Here is a 24,406-nt window from a genome sequence, read left to right as displayed (position 1 = left end):
GGGTTTCATCCCTTTAACAGACCTAATCTGTTCCACCTTGCCAGCCTCACAGGACTGGATTAAAGGTAACCGTAAAATTTATTCAATTTATTATCACGCATAAATAGTTAGCTGTCAATCCCTTTTTCCATTAACTAAACTATTAAATAGTACTCAACGCTATTAAAAGTGGTTTATTTCCCATTAAAATAGAAGATTTGTATCGAAGCAGAAAATTCTTCCACCTTATTAGTAAAAGCCATTGTAAATAATAGGCAAATATGCTTACAATAATAAGAGATACTAGCGTTCGTGTTAATTTGACATCTTTATACATATAGTGAGGGAGCGGTGTTGTGAAAAATAAAAAATTACTTGTCATTAATTTGCTCACCTTAACAGCATTTGTAGCTGTTGTGATAACTGGAATTAACCAGTCTGAGCTAAAGCAGGGTAAATATGGTAAAGAAGAAAAGGTCGAAGAAGTAGACAAAGAAGAGGAGAAGGGCGCGGAAGAAGCCCTTATCATTACCCCGATAGAAAATGATGAATTAGATGAACTGGCAGTAGAGAAAACCACGGCTGCAGGGGAGCTAATGCGTCAAAAAAGTACCCTATTTGTCGAGGTAATGAAAGAAGCAAGCTTGTTGGCAGAAAAGACAGAGGATGAACAGGTTGAAGATGAATCGGAAGAACTTTCTATAGAAGAAGATGACGCAGAAGCTAGCACAACAGTTTCTACATACCCAAATACATCTACATATAACCAGCAATCTTCCTCAACACATCAAGGGAACAAGAGTAACAAAAAAGAAAACACTACTACTTCTACTGATAAAAAGACTGAAACAAAACCATCAGGTGATAGTGGTAATACGAAGAGTGGCAATGAGCAAGAAACAGAGCAAGGCGATAAAGGGGGAGAAGGTGAATCTCCTAGTGAATCTGTAGAGGAAGACGACAAAGAAGAAAAACCTGTTGAAGATACGAAACCGACAGATTCTGATAACAAGGATGATCCAGTGAAAAACCCTCCTGCAACAGATGACGAAAAAGAGGAAGGTTCTGATAAGGAAGATGATGAACCTAAAGAGGAAAAACCAGGTAAAAAGGCAAATTCTCAACAAGACAATAAAGCTCAAGAAAATCAGTAATATAAGAGCTAATAGAGTTGATATAAACCCTTATTAAAACGTTTTGTAATCTAATATATACAACTGATTATTAGCCTATTTAATAAATCTTTGCTATTATAAAGGTATTATATAAAAAGGTTTAAGCGAGCTTGAATAGGATTCAAGTATATTATCTATTATTCTGAACGCTTTAACTTTTGTATTATAGAGTATATTCAAGAAAGGTGGAAGTTTTAATGAGTACAAGCATTCCAAAAATAGTTGTACTAGGAGCTGGTTACGCAGGTCTTACTACAGCAAAACGACTAACAAAACAACTAACAGCAGAACAGGCAGAGATCGTACTGGTAAACAAACATAACTACCACTATGAAACAACTTGGCTGCATGAAGTAGCTGCGGGAACAATTAACCCAAATCAGGCTCGTGTGATGATCAGCGATGTGGTGAGCCCAAATCGCGTTAGACTCGTATACGATTCTGTAGTTAAAATTAACAAAGATGAAAAGCGCGTTGTTCTAGAAAACAGCGAAATTGAATACGATTATCTAGTCGTAGCTCTAGGATTTGAATCCAATGACTTTGGAATTAAAGGGATGGCTGAGCATGCTTTCGCTATTGAAGACATCGATTCAAGCCGTCTAATTAGTGAGCACATTGAATATCAATTCGCAAAATATAATAATGAAGAGAATGTAAGTGAAGAAAGCTTAAACATTCTTGTCGGTGGAGCAGGTTTCACTGGAATTGAGTTTGTTGGTGAACTAGCTCAAAAAGTACCAGAGCTATGCAAAAAATACGACATTGACCGTAGTAAGGTCCGTATTATTAACGTAGAGGCAGCACCTTCCATTCTTCCAATGTTCGATAAAGAACTAGTAGATTATGCTAAAAAATCTTTAGAAGATCGTGGAGTTGAGCTTAAAATCGGTGCCGCAATTTCTGAAGCTACACCTGAAGGATTCGTTGTTGGTGATGACAAAGAATTAATCAAAGCTGGAACAATCGTTTGGACTGGTGGCGTAAAAGCTAGCTCTGTTCTTGGTGAATCTGGTTTTGAACTAGTAAAAGGAAAAGTTAACGTAAATAGTGATCTTCGTCCAGAAGGCGTAGAGGACATGTTTGTTATTGGGGACTGCTCATGGGTATGGAACAAAGAAGCAGATCGTCCTTATCCATCAACTGCCCAATTGGCAATGCAGGAAGCAGACGTTGTTGCAGCGAATCTAAAAGCACTAATCACAAATCAGCCAGTAGAGGAGTTTGTATTTAGTGATAAAGGTACTGTAGCTTCTCTAGGACACTCTGACGGTATCGGTAATGTTATGTCTGGATATAAGCTTTCTGGTAAATCAGCTGCAGCTATGAAGAAAGTTGTAGATAACCGTTCCCTATTCTTACTTGGTGGAGCGAAGCTGGTTCTTAAAAAAGGTAAGTTCCGTCCATTCTAATATAAAAAAATAGTCATAATTGAACGAGATAATTACGAGGAGGTAGTAATGAATGAAGAATAAAACATTATGTGGGTTTTTACTTGTACTTGCTTCGTTGGTAGGGTTTAGATTACTCAGTGACTACATGGAAGATTCAAGGGATTTTAGATAAATACAAGGCCATCCAGTTTAGCTGGGTGGCTTTTTACTATGGAGGGAAGTCGAGTGCATAACGGCTTAATTATCTTTTTAATTTTTCTGTTTATACTTGCAATATTAGGAACGTTTTTTGCGCTAAAGCAAGAGGATCGCAAAATGAAAAAGTATGAAGAAGAAGGGGACACAATTGAAGACCAATTGTCCCGTTCTTTAGAATATGAATCTACCTCTTTGAATTCAAATGTACGTACCCAAATCTGGATCTACTCGATAACGATTACGCTTGCACTGCTCGCTTTTTTTATTTACCTTTTTTAAATAAAGGAATGTATTACAACTTCTTTCCTCATACTAAGTGAAGGAGGTTGGCGATATGCGTATTTTTTTACTTCTTGTATTTTTATTATGTTGTATGACTTCAAATGTGTTTGCTACAGGTAACGTGAAACTTGATAAGGTAGAGATCAGCCAATACGGGCTCTATCCCTTTCAAGAAACACCATTTATTGATGAAGTCAAATTGCAGGCATTGATAAGTGAATTAGAAAAAAAGGTTGCCATTGAACCGAAAAACGCCTATTGGTCAGAGAGTAATGAACTCATTACAGAGGTACCTGGCAGGATGTTGGATAAAGAAGCCTTTCAAGTATTATTTCGAAGTGCTTATTATGACCAATATATGAAGCATATTACGGTCCCGACTATGCCGGTTTACCCAAAAGTTGATCAATCATTGCTCAAAGAAATACAGACAAAAGAGCTGGGAAGCTATACCACCTTCTACAAAAAGGGAAATAAAGAGAGGACGGATAACATTGCATTAGCCGCGGCGGCAATTGATAGTCACGTCGTTTTTCCAGGTGAATCTTTTTCTTTTAATGATGTAGTAGGGGAGAGAACAGCACAAAGAGGTTATAAACGTGCTCCTGTCATTGTTAAAGGAGAGCTTGCTGAAGATATTGGCGGAGGCATTTGCCAGGTTTCCTCGACCCTTTTTAATGCTGTAGATTTAAAGGGTATTCAAATCTTGGAGCGATATGCCCATAGTAGAAGTGTTCCCTACGTACCTGAGGGAAGAGATGCGACCGTTAGCTGGTGGGGTCCAGACTTTGTGTTTAAAAACAGATATAACCAACCATTATTAATCAGAGCACATGCTAATGAGGGGAGAATGGTTGTTAGAATCCTATCTTCAGAATCTGTAGATCATTTCACGGGAGAGTCTTCCTAAATAACCACTATCGTATAATAAAACAGCAGGCTTCCTTATAGGAGCCTGCTGTATCTTAAGTTAAATTAGTCTGCTTTATGTGCTTCAATTTCAAAATTGATTGTAACATCTTCCCCGATAAGAACGCCACCTGTTTCAACAGCTGCATTCCATGTAAGTCCAAACTCTTTACGGTTTACTTTTGTTTTCCCACTAAACCCAGCAACAATATTTCCGCTCATTGGGTCTTTACTTTGTCCTTCAAATTCTACATCAACCGTAACAGGTTTCGTAGTTCCACGAATTGTTAGATCTCCGGTAACATCATATTCACTGTCGGACTTTTTCTTAATATCTGTTGCAACAAATGTGATTTTAGGATGATTTTCTACATCGAAGAAATCACCTGAGCGCAAATGATCGTCACGATCTTTATTACGTGTTTCGATGCTATTAACATCAATCGTTACTTCTACTTTAGAATCTGTCAGGTCCTCAACATCTGCTTCGATAACAGCATCAAATTCTTTGAAAACCCCTTTTGCTTTTGAAATCATCATGTGCTTTACGGAGAAGCCAATTTCACTGTGTACTGCGTCTACATTCCATACTGTTCTTGTCATCTTAAAAATCCCTCCAAAGGTAAGTTCTTAATACGTTAGTTACTTTATGTTACTTAGTATAGAATGATAAACTTGTATTGTCAAGTAATAAAAATACTCCCAATTTTTCTTTTACCCAATAGTTTGCCGTTCCAATTGCTAAGCGAAATCGTAGTATGGAGTAAAAGATAGGAGGGGAAATAAGTGGACAGAGGTACTCTTATTCGATCATTTGTTTTATTCGTTGCCCTAATTAATCAAACGCTCGTCATATTTGGGAAATCCCCTTTACCACTTGATAGTGAATTAGTAGAGCAGTTTGTTGCAGTAACGTTTACAGTGGTATCTTCACTCATTGCTTGGTTTAAAAATAATTACATTACAGAAAAGGGTAAGGAACAAAGGAAAACGCTTGAGAATAATGGGTTAACGAAGCAAACAAAGAAAACAAAATAATCATTACTCCCTGAGCACCTGCTTGGGGAGCCTTTGTTATCTTTCAAGATGATGATCACTATTTTTAAGTTTCCGGAATCAAAGTTTACTAAATTTCTTGAAAAAAGAAAATTCTCCGAGGTGAAAATTATTTCATTTTTCGTTATAATAAAAAGATAGGGTAAAATGAAATAAATATAAATCATGGAATGAGGAGAGATTTTATGCAACAAACGTATAACCCAACATGGGATTTAGATGCTATTTTTCCAGGGGGAAGCGATTCAGAAGCATTTCGTACATATCTTAAAGACATTGAAAACGATAAAGAAACATTCTCTGCTGAGGTAGAGGCATTCAATCCAGAAGATGGTAATGTAGAAGCAGAACAGTTAACTGGTGTAGTAAACGAGCTTGAGAGTGTAATGAAAAAGTTAAGAGAAGCTTCCGCGTTTATCAGCTGTCTAAGCGCACAGGATGTAACGGACGAGAAAGCAAGTCTTTTAGTTGGTAAACGTAGCGAATTACGGGCAGAATTGGATGCGATCATGTCGAAGTTCGTACAAAAGCTAGTTGCTATAGAAGATACTGCATGGGTTACATTACTTCAGCATGATGGTTTAACGGAGCTTTCCTTTGTCCTTAACGAATACAGAGAACAGGCAAAGGAGCTTCTATCTGTTGAACAGGAAGTGTTAATCAATGACCTTGGAGTCGATGGCTATCACGGCTGGAGTCAGATGTACGATACAATCGTTGGAAAAATGACAGTGGAAGTAGAAGAAGATAATGAAGTGAAGTCTTTATCTGTCGGGCAGGCATCTAATAAATTGGGTCATCCAGATCGTAAAGTAAGAAAAGCGGTTTTTGATAAGCTGGGGAAGGCTTGGAAGGATCAATCCGCTCTTTTTGGTCAGACATTAAACCATTTAGCTGGGTTCCGACTGCAAACTTATAAGCATCGTAATTGGAAGAGTGTTCTTAAGGAGCCACTTACAATTAACCGAATGAAGCAGGAAACACTTGACGCAATGTGGACAGCTATTTCAAATAATAAAAAGCACTTTATTAAATATTTAGAGAAAAAAACAGATCTTCTTGGGCTAGAAAAAATGAGCATGTATGATATTGGAGCACCGTTAACCAATACTGTGAAAAAGTCGAGTTATACTGAGGCCAGTAACTTTATTGTAGACCATTTCGGTAAATTCAGTCCCAAAATGGCCGACTTTGCTCAGATGGCCTTTGACAAACGGTGGATTGAGGCAGAGGACCGTGCTGGAAAGCGACCAGGTGGGTTTTGTACAAGCTTCCCTGATAGTGAACAAACAAGAATCTTTATGACCTTTTCTGGAACGTCTTCAAATATTGCTACTTTGGCCCATGAACTTGGCCATGCTTATCACCAGCATGTTATGAATGATGTGAATGGGTTAAATCAACGTTATGCTATGAATGTTGCGGAGACAGCTTCCACATTCGCTGAAATGATTGTAGCAGATGCTTCGGTTAAAAATGCGCAAAATAAAGAGGAGAAAATCGGACTGCTTGAAGATAAAATTCAACGCAGTGTAGCATTCTTCATGAATATACATGCGCGTTTTATTTTTGAAAACCGTTTTTATGAAGAAAGAAAAGAAGGGCTTGTGTCGGTTAACCGCCTGAATGAGATCATGGTAGAGGCCCAGAAGGAGGCTTATCAAGATGCACTGGATGAATATGATCCTAATTTCTGGTCTTCTAAACTACATTTCCATATTACTGGTGTTCCATTCTATAACTTCCCGTACACCTTTGGATATTTATTCAGCCTTGGAATCTATGCGGCCGCCAAAGAACAAGGGGGAAAATTTGAGGATGCATACATTTCGTTGCTACGTGACACTGGTAGAATGAATGTAGAGGATCTTGCCATGAAGCATATGAATGTCGACTTAACGAAACCTGAGTTCTGGGAAGCAGCTATTCAATTATGTGTGAAGGATGTTGAGGAATTTATCGAGCTTACACAATAGTTGTAAGCCTACAGAATGTGGGTTACAATGAAATTAATAAAAAAAGCATAGTTTGAAAAGCCTACAGGGGGAGCCAATGGCTGAGAGTGAACAGTGATGTTCTTACCCTTTGAACCTGTTAGTTAGTACTAACGTAGGGATGGTGGCTTTTTTGATGGAATAAAAGCAATGTGAGCGGATTCCCATCAGGAAGTCTTCCCCTTGGCATTGCTTTTTTTGTTTGTTTAAAATTCGCTTTAAAAAGGGGAGAGAGAAATGAATAGAAAACGCACATTATTTTTAGTTGAGGTAGCCATATTTGCTGCCTTTGCACTTTTGTTGGATATTATTCCATTTTTATCATTTAAGATATGGGCCCAGGGAGGATCAATATCCTTTGCTATGATTCCTATTTTTATTGTGGCTTTTCGTTGGGGAGTTAAGGGAGGCTTATTGGCAGGTTTTCTTTGGGGCATGTTACAAATTGCCGTAGGAACTGCTTATGTATTATACCCACTTCAAGGATTTTTTGATTATGCTGTAGCATTTACTGTATTAGGTTTTGCAGGTGTGTTTTCTAAAAAAATTCAACAGGCTCTTCAAAAAGGTCAAACCAAGAAGTATTTGGGATATATAGTGGCAGGAGTGTTTTTAGGATCAATCCTACGCTTTGGTGCACATTATATTGCAGGAGTTACATTTTTTGAGTCAGCAATAGAAGGGCAACCAGTATGGTTGTATTCCCTATTATATAATGGCTCTTACATGCTGCCTGCTTTCCTGCTTAGTGCTGTACTTGTCTTTTTCTTATTTCACAAACAGCCAAGGACATTAATGAATACAAATTAAAAAAGTTTTTCCGCTCACATGTGGGTGTCTCTCTTTTAAAGGGAGACCACCTTCTTTACTACATACAAAACGAGCATGCCAACAATAATCCGGTTGGCATGCTCGTTTATTTTAGGCTTAAGACGCAACTTTGTAATATGACTACATTAAGTAGCTAGCTGCATTTTCATTATTTGTTACAATTAGTAATACTTTTCCTTCGTCCATATCCTCTTCATAATTTTCAGCTTCTGCTTGAGAGAAACCTACTTCCTGAAGTTTCGAGCGCAACTCGTCACCTTTACTATTAAATAAGTTTCCGACTGCGTTCCCAAAATCCATTTCCTTTATGCCGATTGTGTTGGCATCTACACTTCCAGCAATTCGTTTCGTGCGATCATCATCGTGGGACAATACATAAACATCATCTTTGTTAATCCCTTTGTCTTTTAAAATACTCACATCTGTTTTTAATACTTCGTCATTTGTATATTCTTTGATAAATGGTTTCATCTTTTTCTACCTCCTAATAATGTTCTATGGTTTTTATATTCCCGGTAACCAAAGAACTAAACATTCCCTTAATGCATAGGCTATACAACCATTATTGAGAGGAAGATGTATGATGGAACTTACCATTTCTCATTGGATATATGGACTGTTTACTTTGTTGATTATAGGAACAATGATTTTCCGAAAAGGGGTTGTGTTACCAACATTACTCGGAACGTTCATTGTAGCGTGGGTGTACAATGGGAACCTTGTAGCAGGCTTTAAAGCCATTTTTAATGCGAACCTAATTGCTGCACAGGAACTGTTTAGTATTTTCCTAATCATCACATTCATGCTTGCGCTTTTACATTCATTACGTGATTTAGGTGCAGATAAGCGAATGATCCAACCCATCCAAAAAATGATGATTAATGGGCATATTTCCTTCTTTGTCCTAGCGGTCATTACGTATATCATTTCATTATTTTTCTGGCCAACTCCTGCGGTTCCATTAATTTGTGCGTTGCTAGTTCCAGCGGCTATTAGAGCAGGTTTGCCGGTTATGATGGCAGCAGTTGCCATTGCGCTTGCTGGTCAAGGAATGGCATTATCGTCGGATTATATTGTACAGGTAGCACCAAGCTTATCAGCTACAGCGGCCGGGATTGAGACAGCTATAGTGGCTGATCGTGCCCTTGTATTGTCTGTGATTGCTGGTATCATCGCCTTAGCGTTAGCTTACTTGCTATACCGGAAAACAATACGCCATGAAAATGATCCATTAATTGAATTAGAATTGGAGCAAATGCAATCCGTAAAAGAGACGACGAATAAGTCGCATACAAAAAATTTAACCGAGTGGAGTAAAATATTTGCAGTGGTTGTACCACTAACACTGTTAGGTGTTGTTATTTATATGGTATATGAAAAGCTGCTATCTGGAAGAATGAGTGGGCTTGAAGGGGGAGATGGAGCTGCCTTTGTCGGTGGAGTAGCAGTCATTCTTTTACTACTCTCAACTGTAGCCTTTGGTAAACAGCATTCCCTTGATTATATAACAACACATATAACGGACGGTTTTGTGTTTGCCTTTAAGGCAATGGGCCCAGTTATACCAATTGCTGGTTTCTTTTTTCTAGGAAGTTCGGACTTCTCAGGAAGCATTTTAGGAATGGAGGAAAGTCAACCAGCGTTTTTGTTTGACCTTGTCCAAACTAGCCAGACTTTTCTACCCGAAAATGCCCTTCTTGCTGCGCTAAGTATCTTAATCATTGGGATTATTACAGGTTTGGATGGTTCGGGATTCTCTGGTCTCCCTCTTACAGGTGCCTTAGCTGCATCGTTGGAAAACGGTTCAATTGATGCTGCTACCTTAGCAGCTATTGGGCAAATGGGGTCTATTTGGACGGGGGGAGGAACAATTGTAGCCTGGTCTTCGATTATTGCAATAGCAGGTTTTTGTGGTATTTCCGTAATGGAACTCGTTCGCAAAAATTTTATTCCAGTTATAATTGGTCTTCTAGCAGCAACACTTTTCGCTATTTTTCTTTGGTGATAAACCGTTTTCATGGTTCTTTGTGGCATGATTTGTTAGAATCGTAAAAAAGTGGGCTTATATCAGTCGCAAATTACTTAAGTAAAGGGGCGCAACCAAAAGGCAGCACGGTCATCGGTTTCTGGCATGCCCCCTGCAGGTGGCTGATCTATACCTCATTTGGCAAATCTTAGTCAGGAGGAACTAAAATGGTAAGCAATACTTCTACTATCATCGAACAATCTCTAGATGCATTACTTGATGATCAATCATTTTTACCAGAAATTTCTGGAAAAACAAGAAAAAAAGCTTTTACTTCTCTCACCTCTATCTTGTCCACCCCTAATCATATTCATAAATCATTCCTTAGAATCGCGTTAGAGGATGGCAAAGTGACTCGGATACCGGCATTTCGTGTCCAACATAATAATATTATAGGACCATATAAAGGAGGTATTCGTTTTCATGAATCTGTTGAGGAAGAAGAAGTAAGTAACCTTGCTGCCTTAATGACGCTAAAAAACGCCTTGCATGAAGTTCCCTTTGGAGGAGGGAAAGGCGGAGTGGTAATTGATCCAAGAAAATTTAAGGTGAAAGAACTAAATCAAATCTGTAGAAAATATGTACAATATTTCAGTCAGATCATTGGTCCGGAAAAGGATATACCTGCGCCTGACGTCGGATCAGGAGAACGGGAAATGGACTGGATGATGGGAGAATACAAGAGCATCCATCCTGGTATGAAGTATAGAGGTAGTTTTACTGGTAAAAGTGTTGTAAACGGTGGCTCTTTGGGGAGAAGACAGGCGACGGGAAAGGGAGTCTATTTCTCCCTTCGCTATATGCTACATGATTTTACAAAAGATAAGTATAAATGGTTAAACGAACGGGACAATATTTTTGCTAAAACTGTTCTTGATCATAAAGACAAGTCCCTTAAAATTGCTATACAAGGTTTCGGGAATGTTGGATCTGTCGTAGCAGCTGAAGCAAATAAGTGTAACTTTTTGAACAATAAAGTAGTAGCTGTGAGTGATAGAAACGTGACATTGCATAATTCTGATGGGCTAGACATCCCAGAATTGATAAAATATACAAAATCGAATAATGGTGATCTTCCAATATATGAAGAAAGCTTGGAAGAGGCCAATGTGAAAGCCACTATCTGCGATAGGGACGACTTGCTTACAATGGATATAGACATATTAGTATTGGCTGCACTTGGTGGGCAAATCCACCAGGAAAATATGAAGCAAATTAAAGCGAAGATTATTGTTGAGGGAGCGAACGCACCAATTACAGGGGAAGCAGACAGCTATCTCAGTGAAAAAGGGATAGTTGTTCTTCCGGATATTTTGGCGAATGCTGGCGGTGTTATTGTTTCGTATTTTGAGTGGCTTCAAGGGAGAGAAACGCAATTTTATAGTGAAGAGCAAGTTTATGAGAAATTATATAATAAAATGCAACACACCTTTGAAACAGTGTATCCACAATATTTCGGGGACGCGTTTCCACTAAGGCAAAATTGTTATATCCACTCTGTAATGAAACTCTCCACAATTTTATTTAAACAAGGAAAGCTTTACTAAAGTGATTACGCTGTGCCATATTTTTCAATAGTCAAAGAACGCTATAATAAAAGAAGTACTTCCTTCCGCTGAAAAGTGTATCAGATACCTAAAAGAATTTAATCGCAGGACAGACTCGAATTTTATCGTATAATTCAAGCTACTGTCCGGCTTTTTTTGTTGAAATTCTTCTTTCCTCATTTTTGGAATTTCATAGAAGTAAATAGATTTGTATTCTGCATTAACAACAGATAAGTCTTCCCCGTATTGCAACCTACCATTTGAGTACTAAAATATTCTAAAAAAACATATAAAACCATACTAAATTAAAGCGCTTTCACATATGGTTTAAAGAAACACGTCCATATATTTTTGTCGAAGGTGTGTTCACTACTTAGTATAGGAGGAATAAGGTATGTCAGGTATTTTAGTTGCACTTATTGGTATGGTCATTTTTGCTCTTGGCTACAAATATTATTCCAAGTTTGTAGCAGAAAAAATCTTCAGGCTTGATCCGAATTATGTAACACCTGCTCACCGTTATAAGGACGGGGTGGATTTTGTTCCTACAAATAAGTTCGTCTTATGGGGGCATCATTTTACCTCGGTTGCGGGAGCTGCCCCCATACTAGGACCAGCCATCGCCGTATATTGGGGCTGGCTTCCAGCATTTTTATGGGTAATACTAGGGACCGTTTTTGCTGCGGGGATCCATGACTTCGGTACATTAGTTCTCTCTGTTAGAAATAAGGGCCAGTCTGTTGGAACATTAGCACACAGACTAGTTGGACAGCGTGCCAAGATATTATTTTTGTTTATCATATTAATTCTAGTATTAATGGTGAACGCAGTTTTTGCCTGGGTGATTTCAAATCTATTTATCTCCTATCCGGCTAGTGTTCTACCAGTGTTTATTCAAATTCCATTGGCTATTTGGATTGGATATGCAGTATACAAACGGAATAAACGAATGCTCATTCCATCTCTTTTTGCGCTTGGTGTTATGTATGCCACGGCTATATTAGCTAGTAAAGTAGGTTTCTTACAAATTGACTTAGTTAAATACTTTGGCGGAGAGGGGGCAAGTGGACTGTTTGGACTTGGTGCCACATCTTCAGCTTTTCTCATTTGGATCGTCATCTTAATGGTCTATGTATACATTGCCTCAACACTTCCTGTTTGGAAACTCTTGCAACCAAGAGACTTTATTAATTCGCACCAGCTTGTTGTAGGTCTTGGAATCTTGTACCTTGGATTGATATTTTTGAATCCAGAAATGACGGCTCCTGTCACAAACGCAAATCCTGACAAATCATTGCTACCATTATTATTTATTACAATAGCCTGTGGTGCTATCTCTGGTTTCCATGGATTGGTTTCCTCTGGCACTTCTTCTAAGCAGTTAAATAAAGAAACGGATGCACGCTTTGTTGGCTATTTTGGTGCAGTTGGAGAAGGAATCCTAGCACTTATTTCGATTATTGCGGTGGCTACATTTTTTGCGAATAAAGATGACTTCTTTGCTACTTATGCCAGTTTTACAGATGCAAATGGTGCAGGACTGGGAGTGTTTATTGAAGGCGCCGCAAACCTGGCCTCAGGAGTCGGATTACCGGCAGATATTGCTACAACCATTGTATCGATCATTGTTGTAAGTTTTGCTGCAACCACGCTCGATACTTCTGTACGGTTAATGCGCTACATTATTTCGGAGCTTGGTGTAGAATACAAAGTTCCAGCGTTAACCAAAAAACATGTTGCTACAACGGTAGCTGTTGTGTCTAGTGCTGCCCTGGTACTTTTGCCAGAAGGGCCGAAAGGGTTCGGGTCTGGTGGTTATCAGCTTTGGCCTTTATTCGGTACGGCTAACCAGTTACTAGCAGGCATCAGCTTAATGTTAATTGCCGTATGGCTCAGGAGGCAAGGGAGAAACTATGCAGTGGTGTTAATCCCTATGATTTTCCTTATGTTTATGACGCTATACGCAATGTTCCAACAGGTGGTGTTTGAATGGTCATGGGCAGGGAATGACGCAAACACACTATTGTTCGTACTCGGCGCTATTATTTTTGTATTTGCTGTCTGGATTATTCTAACGGCCTTTAATGTGTTAACAAAACCGATTATCAATTCGACAGAAGATGAATAATTAGCAACCGAGTGAGGTGACAAAAAGGAGCAAACTAGCTCCTTTTTGTATTTCACCATAGCAATTAAGCTTAGAACTTAAAATTAAAGGGAGGGGATAGAATGCTAGAGAAGCTAAAGAAGGCAATTGAATTTTATGAGGAAGTGCTTAGTACACCGCATCGGCAGGAAATTGCCAGAGAACTAAGAAAGGAAGAAGATCTTTTTCTGCTACTACTATACTCTGAAATGATTGGCATCCCTAACCCAGTGTTTTACTATACGCTAGAACTTTATCCACACATAATAGAGAATTTTCATGATTGGCACTTGCGCATGGGCATGGAAAACTCTCCCTTATCAGGGATCCGTTGTTGTTAAAATAGTTTAGGAGGTGCTATATGAATACGAAAAAGGAGATCATCTTTATCGGAGGAAAAGGAGGAGTGGGTAAGTCCACAACAGCTGCTGCCTTGGCTTGGAGTTTTGCTGAAAAAGGTATTCGAACACTACTCGTATCAACAGACCCAGCCCATAATACAGGGGATATATTTGATCAGAAAATAGGCGGATCCATGAAACGCCTTTCTGATTTTTTAACTGCAATTGAAATTGACCCTGATCATGAGGCAAATTCTTACATTCAACGTGTGAAATCAACTATTAAGGGTATCGTACATGTAGGAATGGTAGAAGAAGTGAATCGTCAGCTTGATACCGCTAAAGCTTCACCAGGAGCGGAGGAAGCAGCCTTATTTGAAAAATTAATTTCAATTATTTTGGAAGAGAGGGCGAATTTTGATAAAATAGTTTTTGATACTGCCCCAACAGGACATACTATCCGCCTGCTTTCCCTTCCAGAGTTGATGGGTGTATGGATTGATGGTCTGCTACAAAAAAGACAAAAAACGAACGAAAATTATTCCAGATTATTACATGACGGTGAACCGGTAGATGACCCTATATATGAGGTACTTAAAGCAAGGCAGGAGCGGTTCTATCAGGCAAGAGAAATATTGCTTAACCCAAAAAAGACGGAGTTCATTTTTGTATTAAATGCAGAAAAGCTTCCTATACTTGAAACAAAAAAGGCGATAGAGTTACTAGAAAAGTATCAACTCTCTGTGAACACCTTAGTGGTAAATAAACTGTTACCTAACGAAGGGGAAGGGACATTTTATGAAAAACGCAGAAAACATGAAAAACAGTACATTTTAAAAATAAAGCAGGAATTTCAGAGCCAGCACCTTATGTTTGTCCCATTGTTTACAGAGGATATTATAACTAAGGCACAATTAACGAAATTTAGTACATACGTGGAAAGGGGAAAGGTCAATTGAAAGCATTTGTACATGAATATGGCGAGTTAAAAGTAAAGGAAATGGAAACACCAATTGCAGGGGAAGGCCAGGTTGTGGTGGCCCTAAAAGTGGCTGGTTTAAACAGACGTGATCTTTACATTCCAAACCGTCGCAGAGGGGACAAAGAAGCATTGATTCTTGGTTCAGATGGAGCGGGTATAATCGAATCAATTGGCAAAGGAGTTCAAAATGTAAAAGAAGGTGATGAAGTTATCATCAACCCTGGTTTGCGTTGGTATGACAATAGTGATGCTCCACCAGCTGAATTTGATATCTTAGGTATGCCTGACCATGGAACCTTCGGCGAAAAAATTGTTATATCTAGTGAACAAGTAGAACAAAAACCATCTCATTTATCTTGGGAGGAAGCAGGAGTTCTCGCTTTATCAGCCCTAACAGGATATAGAGCATTGTTTACAAAAGGTCAAATTAAAGAAGGGGAAACTGTATTTATTCCAGGTGCTGGTAGCGGTGTGTCTACATATCTCATTTCATTCGCTAAAAACGTTGGAGCACGGGTAATTGTTACGTCAAGAAGTGAAGAGAAGCTTGAAAAAGCAAAATCATTAGGAGCAGATGTTGTGCTGCTTGATAGCGAAGATTGGGTTAAACAATTAGAGAACGAAACAGTTGACCTTGTGATTGACAGTGTGGGACGAGCTACCTTTAAACGTGCTTTGGATGTATTAAAAAAAGGTGGACGTATGGTTGTTTTTGGCGCCACGACAGAGGATACTATCGACTTTGATCTTCGTTCCTTCTTCTATGGGCAATACCAGCTGTTTGGCTCTACGATGGGAAGTAGACAGGAATTGAGGGCGCTCTTGGATCATATGAAAAACTTTAAAATGCACCCTATTGTCGACAAGACTTTTACTTTAGACGAGATGCAAGAGGCATTTGATTATCTTGAGGTTAATAAACAATTCGGCAAGATCGCCATAAAACTATAGAAGTAAGTATTATATAAAAAAGGAAAGAGAATCATGAGTAGCTAACTAATGCTACGATATGATTCTCTTTCCTTTTGGTTATAAGAAAAGGTCTTATTTATCCCGGTGCAACCGTCCGTAAGACTCCCACTTCAAAACACGAAGTGAAACAGTGATGTTTAAGTGGGAGTACACGGTCGCTAACACCCCGATTCGTTCAACTAACAATCAGTGGGGGAAGAACGAAACCCCCCACTGATTGCAGTTTCACTTTATACCTCAGCTTGTTTTATCCAATCTTTACCTTCTATCTGTCTTGTAACAAGCATACTGGAGACAGTATCACCAGTAACATTTACCATCGTTGCTGGTGGGTCGACTACTACACCAATTGCCGAAATAATTGGCAATGCTTCCATCGGCAGTCCGTACAGGCTTATGATCATCATTTCACCCATAAATCCGCCTCCTGGAATTCCACTCATCACGATCCCGGACAGGAGACAAATGCCGATTGCCGTTAAAAATGTATCCCAACCACTAAAGTCCATGTTAAAGACACCAAATACAAAAGCAATCTTTAACATAGCAGAGAGGCAGGAACCATCCATGTGAATGGTAGCGCCTAAAGGTAAAATCGTTTCTCTAACATCCTTGGGTACACCAATTCGTTTCGCTGCCTGTAGGTTAACGGGAAGGGAAGCGATACTGCTGCCAGTTCCAAGTGACGTAGCTGCAGGGGAGAGGATGTTTTTCCAAAACCGGATTACTCCAAGCTTCCCACCGGCTATAAATGCATATAGAGTAAAGCCAATTGCAAAGTACAGCACTGCAACTGGATAATAAACGATCACTGCTTTCGCATAATCTCCAATTAAATCAGCACCAAACTCTCCAATTAATGAGGCGAAATATGCACCCAATCCAATTGGGGCATAATACATGACAAGTTGAACAAGCTTCATAAATACTTCAGATCCACTTGTTAAGAATTTGCTAAACCCTTTTGATTTCTCACCAGTTAATGCGGTTGATATACCTACTAAAACAGAGAATATAATAAGTGCAAGCATGTTTTGACGAGAGAACAAATCTACAAAGTCAGATACCGTAAATGTATTTACTAGTTGTTCAGAGAGCGTCAAATCCTCTGTGTTTTCAGGAGTTTCTAAAGGAATATCAACACCTTGACCTGGCTCAAAAATCACGGTAGCTATAAGCATGAAGACAGCAGCAATAATTCCCGTGACGATAAACACGCCCATCATGGAGCTCATGATTTTACCTAATCGCTTCATACTATCCATGCTCGCAATGGCAGAAGATATAGTAAAGAATACGAGAGGGATTACGATCATAAATAGTAAATTTATAAACAAGTCTCCTAATGGTTTAATAACGGTAGCATCTTCCCCAAAGACCAATCCAATAATGGAGCCAATAATAATTGAACTAAGGAGAATAAGAGGGAAACGATATACTTTTAATTTTTCTTTCATTTTTGTTCAGTCCTTTTCGTGTAATTGCAAGAATGCCGGTCTTCATTGTACACGAAAAAGACGAGTTGGTAAAAGGCTATTTGAGGTGAAATTGGACAAGATCAATTGCGGCTTGAAGTTTTTTGCTGTTCTTTTCATACATTTGTTTTGCCTCTTCATTTTTCGTTGCAAGGGAAAAAAGCTCCAAGTCGGCCTGGCACTTTTTCATGGTAGCCAATAATAGTGGCTTCTCAGTAGGCTCAGCGACTGCAATCTTGTCGTCATAAAGATCTACTGTCAATTGGCCATCATTATCTGCTTGTGCGAGAAAGACGTTTTCAATACTTACATTCATTTTATCTAGCTCTGTCTCAAGCCAATTCGTGTTTAAGGATAGATTTGCCAATGGTTCTAATAACACCTTACCATCCATAACAACAGCCTGCGGTTCTTTCTGTGGAGCTAGCTTCAAACCAAGGTCTTTCGCAGTCAGAGGCTGATTCTCCTTTTTAGGAAGGACGCTCAACGTACCAGAGGGCTCTAAAACAGCAAATTCAACATCTGAAGCAAGAAATACATTGTTATCACGTAATTTTTCTAGCAGGTCATCCGTAGAATAGCCTTCCTTCTTGAGATTATCTTCCATTATCTTACCATCCTGAATAAAAACCGTACTCTTACCCTCAGTAAAATTACGGAATGATTTACTTTTTAAGGAGATATACTCTACTGCATAGGGGACTATAAACCATACTGCCATAGCGACTAAACCATTTAAAATATTACTATCTGGATCAATTGTATGGATGGCAACAATGCCGCCCAACACAATTCCAGAAATATACTCAAAAATATTAAGCTGTGATAGTTGCTTTTTTCCGAGCCATTTGGTTAGAAAAAATAAAATAGTAATGAGAAGAAGTGACTTTCCGATAACTATGACCCAATCTGGCATCTCGTTTTCTTCCTTCCTCAGTAACTTAGTTGTATTGTGGTTCTTCCTTGCTTAACATAATAACCTGTTTCTGTAGATCGTTTTTTACTTCGGTAATAATGGCTTCTGCATCCTTAAACGCTTGATAGGAATTTTGTTCATATGTTTTCTCGGCAAGCGTTTGTAAGGATGCTTCAACACTCTTTATAGAAGAAAAGCATGTTTTAACCTGGGATCCTACTGTCATGACTACACCTCCTACCCCTTTGGTTTAAAGATAATGGCTCCAATTACTCCAAATACAATTGCAGCAGAAATACCCGCACTAGTTACTTCGAACATTCCTGTGACGACGCCAACTAACCCATGTTTTTCTGCTTCTTGCATAGCACCATGTACAAGAGAATTACCGAAGCTTGTAATTGGAACAGTTGCTCCAGCGCCAGCAAAGTCAATTAGTGGCTCGTATAGACCAATTCCGTCCAAAACTGCTCCAGCTATAACGAGGATGGTTAACGTTTGCCCAGGGTTCATTTTAAAAACATCAAATAAAATTTGACCGATTACACATATGGCGCCACCGATAACAAATGCCCAGAAGAAAATCATGTTGCATCACTTCCTGACTCAATGGAAACAGCATGTGCAATACATGGAATAGGGTCTTTCTGTTGGATGCTTAGCGGGGAATGTAGGGACCCTGTAGCTACAAGCAACATTCGATTAATCTCTCCTCTTTTAAGCTTGTTCAAAAAATGCCCATACGTTACAACAGCCGAACACGCTGGTCCGCTAGCTCCAGCCATAACTGGTTGTCCTTCTCTGTAGATGGTTAACCCACAATCCACATACTGTCCGTCTCTAATCGATAAACCTCTTTGTTTAAGTAGGTCTAGCGAAACCTCTCTTCCAATATGGCCTAGGTCCCCTGTAACAATTAGGTCATAGTAAGAAGGATCAATATTTCTATCCTTAAAATGGGTTTCAATCGTATTTACAGCGGCAGCAGCCATAGCTCCTCCCATGTTAAAGGGATCTGTAATTCCCATATCAACAACTTTTCCCATTGTTGCAGAGGTAACAACAGGACCGGAACCTTCTTTAGCAACAAGCGCACACCCAGCTCCCGTCACAGTCCATTGTGAAGTAGGGGGCTTTTGTCCTCCATATTCGGTAGGGTAGCGGAATTGCTTTTCAGCAGTAGCATTGTGACTAGAAGTACCACTAAGTATATAATCAGCACCACCACTATTAATAAGATAGGCTGAAAGGGCAAGGCTTTCTGCAGATGTTGCACAGGCACTGAATATACCAAGGTAGGGGATGCCAATGGTTTTTGCCGTAAAGCTTGTAGGTGTTATTTGATTAATTAAATCTCCACTAATAAAAAAATGTACCTGTTCTTTTTCAATACTGCTTTTTTTCAACGCTATTTGACATGATTCTTCCATAAGCATTTGTTGTGCCTTTTCAAAAGAATCCTGCTTTAGCCACATATCTTCATGAAGGATATCAAAGTCCTCTGGGATATTTCCCTTGGCTTCAAATGGCCCTCCCACAACACCAGTAGAAATGATGGTTGGTTTATTTTCAAAAATCCAAGTTTGATGACCCTGTAACATTAGATTACCCCCCATTTTATTAAAAGGGTCTTAATCAATGCGATAACGAAAGCAGAAAATACGCCATAAACAATGACAGGACCAGCAAGCTTAAGCATGTTACTACCCACACCTAAAATAAATCCTTCTGTTTTGTATTCAATCGCGGACGAGATCACCGCATTACCAAAACCTGTAACAGGTACAGCTGAGCCTGCGCCGGCGAATTGGCCAATTCTATCGTAAATACCAAACCCTGTAAGTAGCATGGTTATAAAAATTAACGTAGCAGTTGTTGGGTTGCCGGCGGTTTGCTCGGTGAAATTAAAATAATATATATAAAAGGTTGAAATTAATTGGCCGATAAAGCATATGAAACCTCCAACAAGGAACGCCTTAAGACAATTTAATAATACGGGACGCTTTACTTCGCGATCTTGTTGAAATGCCTGGTAGTTCTGGGCTTCAGGTGGTAAATTTTTTTTCTTTTTATCTGCCATTTCGCTTCACTCATTTCATTAAGTCTGTTCTTTGGAGAGCTCTACAATTTCCTTTACACGTTTCTCCATACTTTTCTTTGACATCGAACCTGATTTTAGTTTTTCTTCCAGTTTCTCTAACTCAATCACAATCTTTTTATCTGTAGTTAGCTCCACCTTTAAATTAGGAAACATTTCTTTCATTTCTTTACTAAGTTGTTTTCGTATTTCAGCAAGTTTAAAACGCTGGTTTTGTTCCACTTGTACGGCTATAATTAATTGCTTTGATGTATTTACAGCTTTAATAGCCGTGATTTCCTTATAATTACTTAAGGCTGCTTTTGCCTTGTTTGCCTGTTTCTGACTCGTATCTTGATCATTTGTCGAGATATGAGTTAAATCAAGTGACTCATTTTTATTTTTAGATGGTTCAAGTGCTGATTCGTTTCCACAACTGCTTAGTGTAAAAATTAGGCCGATAAGAAGCAGCCATCTCTTCATGGACATTTTCTCACCCGTTTTCTCAAAGAATAATCAAAGGACTGGCTAACCAATCCTTTGACTTATCTATATTTAGAAACCCTTATACTGGGGCTCTTCTTTCTCCATTTGTTGAACTCTTGGTTCTACTGATTGCAGAATAGACATTGTTTGTTGTGCTGCATCTTCGTATAATTTTTTTGCCTGTTTGTTTTCTGTTTGCAGGGCAAACTGCTCGAAGCTTGCCTGTGCACTCTTTAATCCAGCAATGGTCTGTTTTACTTGGCTACCAACTGTCATGTGTACCCTCCTTCATAAGATTGTTCTCACTACTTATAATGACAAAGAAAAGGAATATATATACTGCCATTAATTTTCCTTTTATACCCATTTTTTATAAAAATTTTGAAAAAGATGAAACATTTCCACTACTAAATCCGTCTTATAATATAAGCGAACAAAACGGCGGATCTTATTTTTACCCCGGTGCAACCGTCCGTAAGACTCCCACTTCAAAACATGGAGTGAAACCGTAAGTTTTTAGTGGGAGAAAACGGACGCTAACACCCCGATTCGCTCAACTAACAATCAGTGGGGGAAGAACGAAAACCCCCACTGATTGAAGTTTCACTTTATAAAAGTAGGAGAGAGAACAATGAAAAGAAGGTATATATTTGTAGGGGTACTATTTATTCTTTGCCTATTCGTATTAATTTATCAGCAATTTGTTGGAGGACATACTATCCTTGCAGAAAACAAATCTTTTTCAAAACAGCAAGGAGATTTCATTTTACATATGAGTGTAATTCAGGTAGAAGAAGGAATAGAGGTTCGTCAGTCCATTCAGTATGTGGGAGAGGACCCTGTTGAAATTAAACATCAGTCACCATTGGTTTCCGTTTCCTTGAAAGATAAGAAACCCACTTTTACAGGGAGTATGGTGACAAAGAAACTGAGTAAAGGGAATATTTACTACCCACAAGACCCAGTAGTAATAACAGAGATTGACAACATAGAGGGTAGCTTCTTATATGTAAACGCCAGGTTATTTACTGATACCGAGGAAAGAATTACGATTGAGCATGTTGAAGAGTTGAAGTTTAATTAAAAAGGAGCCAAGCTTTTATAGCGAGGCTCCTTTTAATTTCACGTTAGAAAAGTAAATATTTTAAGATAGGATGCAGTGACCCAAGGAAAAGAAAAGCAAATGCCAGTTTATCTACTCTTAAAATGTAGTTTAAATGAGAATAGTCTTATCTTTTTCCATTATGTTTTCTTTTCTAAGTTCGACTTTTATTGACTTATTAAGTAATTGAGTAATGGTATTGTACACTTCTTTTGCATCCTGTCCATCAATAATTAGAACCAGTGATTGATTTTTTCTGCAAAGAAGGAAGAAGGATAGTAGTTTTGGCAGGTTTTTTGTATCAGCAATAAGGTGATCGCGATAAAGGTACATACTTACATCGTTCTTAACAGCATAATGATGAATCTTTAAAATGTCTTGGGTGTGAATATTTTGGTTTAATTCTATTTTATATGATGACAGTTCTGACATGTTAATCTCTCCTCAAAGCTATTATTTATTAAATAGTTACCCGACCTCTAAGCTGACCAAACATATAAAGAAGTTTATATAAATATATTCAACCGAATGTATTTCTGATACACTTTTAGTGATAATAGAAAAACCTTTTAATTCATCGACGAATGGAGGAAGGCAATGAAGACTTTTAAATTAAAGAGTTTACAAATACTGGAACTAAACGACGATGGTATAAAACGTCATTCCTTAGACCTTATGGACGGGTTGATTATAAACAGAGAAGATGATCAATTAAGATGGACTGTAGAAGCGTATGTTAGCCGTTCATACTCCTCTTTTTTACATAGACTTTATGAAGAAAAGAGTGAGATTATTATTCGTGCTAAGATCACAACGGAGAGCAATGAACCTGCTATTTTTATTACTACCATTACAGGAGTAAATGATATTGGCGATAATATGAACGTATTATTCATCGGGAAACTTGTCGATCAAAAAACGAGTAAAGTGGAATTATTACTCTCTACCCTAATAGATGAAGGGTACCGGGGAAAGGCGCTTTTACCAGTGTTTAAACAACGAATTTTATGAAGCCGACGTAGGTGGATGACTAAATTTGTCGAAATTGCAAGCAATTCTTACCACTGCCTGTTATAATGTTAGTGAGATTACAGCTTTTTAAGGCATAGTAAGCATTATGTATTATTGTTAAGTGTTAGGAGTTAGGAAGTATGAATTATTGGAGTCCATTTTTTAAATGGATAAATAAATTAACGCCTGTACAGGTGTTACTCGTGTTTTATTTCTTTGCGGTAATTGTGTCAACTATTCTCATGTCACTGCCTTTTGTATACCAGGAGGATGTACGTGTTGAATTTATCGATATTCTATTTACTGCAGTTAGTGCCTTAAGTGTTACAGGGCTCAGTACAATTACCCTAGCAGACACGCTGAGCACACCAGGTATTCTTGTGTTGGCCTTTATTCTACAGCTCGGTGCAGTTGGGGTAATGGCTATTGGTACGTTTATCTGGCTCTTATTAGGAAAAAAAATTGGCTTAAAAGAGCGACGACTTATTATGGCAGATCAGAATCAAACTACTTTTGAAGGAATGGTCCGTTTAATTAAGCAGATTGTTTTCGTGCTCCTTACCATTGAACTAATTGGATTTGTTGTGTTGGGTACATATTTCTTACGTTATTTTCCAAATCCCGGTGAAGCCTATCTACAAGGCTTTTTTGGGACAATCAGTGCTATTACCAATGGAGGATTTGATATAACAGGACAGTCCTTAATCCCTTATCGTAATGACTATTTTGTTCAGTTCATTAATATTCTTTTGATTATTTTCGGAGCAATTGGTTTTCCTGTCCTCATCGAGGTAAAAGAATATTTGTTCGAAAAAGAAGAAAACAGAAAAAGGATGCGGTTTAGTTTGTATACAAAGCTGACAACATTTACATTCTCAATACTCGTAGTTGTTGGTGCTTTGTTCATCTATATTCTTGATTTTAATCACTTTTTTGCAGACAAATCTTGGCACGAGTCTTTCTTTTACGCATTATTTCAGTCGGTTACAACGCGAAGTGGGGGATTGGCCACAATGGATGTCACCCAATTAACGGAATCCAATCACCTATTTATGTCCTTGTTGATGTTTATCGGTGCTTCACCTAGTAGTGCTGGAGGCGGGATCAGGACAACAACCTTTGCCCTTGTGGTCATTTTTATCATTACATATGCCCGTGGTGGAAGTAGTATTCGCATTTTCAAAAGAGAAGTATATGATGAAGACTTAATTAAAGCAGTTGCAGTAGCGCTTATGGCTATCGTCATTGTGTTTGTTTCCATGATGATCATGTCAATCATTGAACCTTTCTCCCTGTCACAAATCTTATACGAAGTGACTTCCGCATTTGGTACGGTTGGACTATCTTTAGGTATCACCAGTGATTTGCAGCCAATTAGCAAAGTGATCCTGATGTTGTTAATGTTCATAGGGCGTGTAGGGATTATCACATTATTATTTACTTTTAAAAATAGAAAAAGAAGCGGTAAGTATCGTTATCCTAAAGAGAAAATTATCATTGGCTAAGA

At 38.5% G+C, this 24,406-nt stretch carries 27 protein-coding genes and 1 riboswitch; of the genes, 16 read left to right on the top strand and 11 right to left on the bottom strand.

The genetic code is table 11. The features are described from left to right. Positions 1-335 precede the first annotated feature (335 nt). From AC6CHS_RS04785 to AC6CHS_RS04770, 4 genes are all read left to right on the top strand, one after another. Complete coding sequence (locus tag AC6CHS_RS04785) at positions 336-1,133, top strand: prolipoprotein diacylglyceryl transferase (RefSeq protein WP_498234465.1); 798 nt, start codon at positions 336-338, stop codon at positions 1,131-1,133. 218 nt (positions 1,134-1,351) lie between these two features. Beyond that, positions 1,352-2,566 (top strand): NAD(P)/FAD-dependent oxidoreductase, encoded by a 1,215-nt coding sequence (locus AC6CHS_RS04780; protein WP_036573478.1) that lies wholly within the window; start codon positions 1,352-1,354, stop codon positions 2,564-2,566. Positions 2,567-2,773: 207 nt separating this feature from the next. Further along, positions 2,774-3,025, top strand: a complete 252-nt coding sequence (locus tag AC6CHS_RS04775) for a hypothetical protein (protein WP_498234464.1) — start codon at positions 2,774-2,776, stop codon at positions 3,023-3,025. Positions 3,026-3,080: 55 nt separating this feature from the next. Next, complete coding sequence (locus tag AC6CHS_RS04770) at positions 3,081-3,938, top strand: VanW family protein (protein WP_498234463.1); 858 nt, start codon at positions 3,081-3,083, stop codon at positions 3,936-3,938. 65 nt (positions 3,939-4,003) lie between these two features. On the opposite strand, the gene AC6CHS_RS04765 is transcribed toward AC6CHS_RS04770, so the two are convergent. After that, entirely contained in the window at positions 4,004-4,540 is a 537-nt protein-coding gene (locus AC6CHS_RS04765; RefSeq protein ID WP_498234462.1) for a YceI family protein, read from the bottom strand. A gap of 183 nt (positions 4,541-4,723) precedes the next feature. Here AC6CHS_RS04765 and AC6CHS_RS04760 point away from each other — a divergent pair, with 183 nt between their 5' ends. The 3 genes from AC6CHS_RS04760 (at position 4,724) to thiT (ending at position 7,797) form a co-directional block, all read left to right on the top strand. Further along, the gene (locus tag AC6CHS_RS04760) at positions 4,724-4,975 is read left to right on the top strand and encodes a phage holin (protein WP_498234461.1); all 252 of its coding nucleotides are present in this window, start codon (positions 4,724-4,726) and stop codon (positions 4,973-4,975) included. 203 nt (positions 4,976-5,178) lie between these two features. After that, the gene (locus AC6CHS_RS04755; RefSeq protein ID WP_498234459.1) at positions 5,179-6,969 is read left to right on the top strand and encodes a M3 family oligoendopeptidase; all 1,791 of its coding nucleotides are present in this window, start codon (positions 5,179-5,181) and stop codon (positions 6,967-6,969) included. Between the two features lie 56 nt (positions 6,970-7,025). Further along, positions 7,026-7,126: riboswitch (TPP riboswitch) on the top strand. Between the two features lie 98 nt (positions 7,127-7,224). Further along, positions 7,225-7,797 carry an energy-coupled thiamine transporter ThiT gene (thiT, locus tag AC6CHS_RS04750; RefSeq protein ID WP_498234458.1) on the top strand — a complete coding sequence of 191 codons (573 nt, stop codon included), beginning with the start codon at positions 7,225-7,227 and terminating at the stop codon, positions 7,795-7,797. A 141-nt stretch (positions 7,798-7,938) separates the two neighbouring features. On the opposite strand, the gene AC6CHS_RS04745 is transcribed toward thiT, so the two are convergent. Next, entirely contained in the window at positions 7,939-8,289 is a 351-nt protein-coding gene (locus AC6CHS_RS04745; protein WP_036573464.1) for a YflT domain-containing protein, read from the bottom strand. Positions 8,290-8,401: 112 nt separating this feature from the next. On the opposite strand from AC6CHS_RS04745, the gene AC6CHS_RS04740 reads away from it, so the two are divergent. From AC6CHS_RS04740 to AC6CHS_RS04715, 6 genes are all read left to right on the top strand, one after another. Next, positions 8,402-9,823 (top strand): hypothetical protein, encoded by a 1,422-nt coding sequence (locus tag AC6CHS_RS04740; protein ID WP_498234456.1) that lies wholly within the window; start codon positions 8,402-8,404, stop codon positions 9,821-9,823. A gap of 188 nt (positions 9,824-10,011) precedes the next feature. After that, the gene (locus tag AC6CHS_RS04735; RefSeq protein WP_498234455.1) at positions 10,012-11,391 is read left to right on the top strand and encodes a Glu/Leu/Phe/Val family dehydrogenase; all 1,380 of its coding nucleotides are present in this window, start codon (positions 10,012-10,014) and stop codon (positions 11,389-11,391) included. A gap of 394 nt (positions 11,392-11,785) precedes the next feature. Then, complete coding sequence (locus AC6CHS_RS04730; RefSeq protein WP_498234454.1) at positions 11,786-13,519, top strand: carbon starvation CstA family protein; 1,734 nt, start codon at positions 11,786-11,788, stop codon at positions 13,517-13,519. A gap of 101 nt (positions 13,520-13,620) precedes the next feature. After that, positions 13,621-13,878 (top strand): cory-CC-star protein, encoded by a 258-nt coding sequence (locus AC6CHS_RS04725; protein WP_498234452.1) that lies wholly within the window; start codon positions 13,621-13,623, stop codon positions 13,876-13,878. Positions 13,879-13,898: 20 nt separating this feature from the next. After that, on the top strand, positions 13,899-14,837 hold the full coding sequence (locus AC6CHS_RS04720; RefSeq protein WP_498234450.1) for an ArsA family ATPase: 939 nt from the start codon (positions 13,899-13,901) through the stop codon (positions 14,835-14,837). Next, entirely contained in the window at positions 14,834-15,811 is a 978-nt protein-coding gene (locus AC6CHS_RS04715; RefSeq protein WP_498234448.1) for a zinc-binding dehydrogenase, read from the top strand. The genes AC6CHS_RS04720 and AC6CHS_RS04715 overlap by 4 nt, the downstream gene beginning before the upstream one ends. A gap of 251 nt (positions 15,812-16,062) precedes the next feature. On the opposite strand, the gene AC6CHS_RS04710 is transcribed toward AC6CHS_RS04715, so the two are convergent. The 8 genes from AC6CHS_RS04710 to AC6CHS_RS04675 all read right to left on the bottom strand — a co-directional run bounded on the left by AC6CHS_RS04710 (position 16,063) and on the right by AC6CHS_RS04675 (position 21,062). After that, on the bottom strand, positions 16,063-17,289 hold the full coding sequence (locus AC6CHS_RS04710) for a dicarboxylate/amino acid:cation symporter (RefSeq protein ID WP_498234447.1): 1,227 nt from the start codon (positions 17,287-17,289) through the stop codon (positions 16,063-16,065). A gap of 76 nt (positions 17,290-17,365) precedes the next feature. After that, complete coding sequence (locus tag AC6CHS_RS04705) at positions 17,366-18,223, bottom strand: DUF421 domain-containing protein (RefSeq protein WP_498234445.1); 858 nt, start codon at positions 18,221-18,223, stop codon at positions 17,366-17,368. 25 nt (positions 18,224-18,248) lie between these two features. Next, positions 18,249-18,449: a DUF1657 domain-containing protein gene (locus tag AC6CHS_RS04700; RefSeq protein WP_498234443.1), complete on the bottom strand. Its 201-nt coding sequence runs from the start codon at positions 18,447-18,449 to the stop codon at positions 18,249-18,251. Between the two features lie 11 nt (positions 18,450-18,460). Continuing rightward, positions 18,461-18,811 carry a stage V sporulation protein AE gene (gene spoVAE, locus AC6CHS_RS04695; protein ID WP_036573440.1) on the bottom strand — a complete coding sequence of 117 codons (351 nt, stop codon included), beginning with the start codon at positions 18,809-18,811 and terminating at the stop codon, positions 18,461-18,463. Further along, positions 18,808-19,824, bottom strand: coding sequence for a stage V sporulation protein AD (gene spoVAD / locus AC6CHS_RS04690; protein WP_498234441.1), 1,017 nt, complete (start codon positions 19,822-19,824; stop codon positions 18,808-18,810). Before spoVAD ends, spoVAE begins: the two co-directional genes overlap by 4 nt. Next, positions 19,824-20,303: a stage V sporulation protein AC gene (spoVAC, locus tag AC6CHS_RS04685; protein WP_379550613.1), complete on the bottom strand. Its 480-nt coding sequence runs from the start codon at positions 20,301-20,303 to the stop codon at positions 19,824-19,826. The genes spoVAD and spoVAC overlap by 1 nt, the downstream gene beginning before the upstream one ends. 18 nt (positions 20,304-20,321) lie before the next feature. Then, positions 20,322-20,783 (bottom strand): YhcN/YlaJ family sporulation lipoprotein, encoded by a 462-nt coding sequence (locus AC6CHS_RS04680; RefSeq protein WP_498234439.1) that lies wholly within the window; start codon positions 20,781-20,783, stop codon positions 20,322-20,324. Positions 20,784-20,855: 72 nt separating this feature from the next. Next, positions 20,856-21,062 (bottom strand): DUF1657 domain-containing protein, encoded by a 207-nt coding sequence (locus AC6CHS_RS04675; RefSeq protein ID WP_106896509.1) that lies wholly within the window; start codon positions 21,060-21,062, stop codon positions 20,856-20,858. 355 nt (positions 21,063-21,417) lie between these two features. On the opposite strand from AC6CHS_RS04675, the gene AC6CHS_RS04670 reads away from it, so the two are divergent. After that, the gene (locus AC6CHS_RS04670; protein WP_498234438.1) at positions 21,418-21,870 is read left to right on the top strand and encodes a hypothetical protein; all 453 of its coding nucleotides are present in this window, start codon (positions 21,418-21,420) and stop codon (positions 21,868-21,870) included. A 129-nt stretch (positions 21,871-21,999) separates the two neighbouring features. Here AC6CHS_RS04670 and AC6CHS_RS04665 read toward each other — a convergent pair whose 3' ends face one another. Further along, positions 22,000-22,320 (bottom strand): hypothetical protein, encoded by a 321-nt coding sequence (locus AC6CHS_RS04665; RefSeq protein WP_498234437.1) that lies wholly within the window; start codon positions 22,318-22,320, stop codon positions 22,000-22,002. Positions 22,321-22,485: 165 nt separating this feature from the next. Between AC6CHS_RS04665 and AC6CHS_RS04660 the strand changes: the two genes are divergently transcribed. Both AC6CHS_RS04660 and AC6CHS_RS04655 read left to right on the top strand, forming a co-directional pair. Continuing rightward, positions 22,486-22,899 carry a YwpF family protein gene (locus AC6CHS_RS04660; protein WP_498234435.1) on the top strand — a complete coding sequence of 138 codons (414 nt, stop codon included), beginning with the start codon at positions 22,486-22,488 and terminating at the stop codon, positions 22,897-22,899. A 140-nt stretch (positions 22,900-23,039) separates the two neighbouring features. After that, a complete protein-coding gene (locus AC6CHS_RS04655; protein WP_498234433.1) occupies positions 23,040-24,404 on the top strand; it encodes a TrkH family potassium uptake protein in 1,365 nt (454 codons plus the stop codon). Positions 24,405-24,406 lie beyond the last annotated feature (2 nt).

Source organism: Oceanobacillus sp. GQ8, assembly GCF_059758495.1.
Note: the sequence above shows the minus strand (reverse complement) of the source record. Positions and strands in the feature narration are given on the sequence as shown.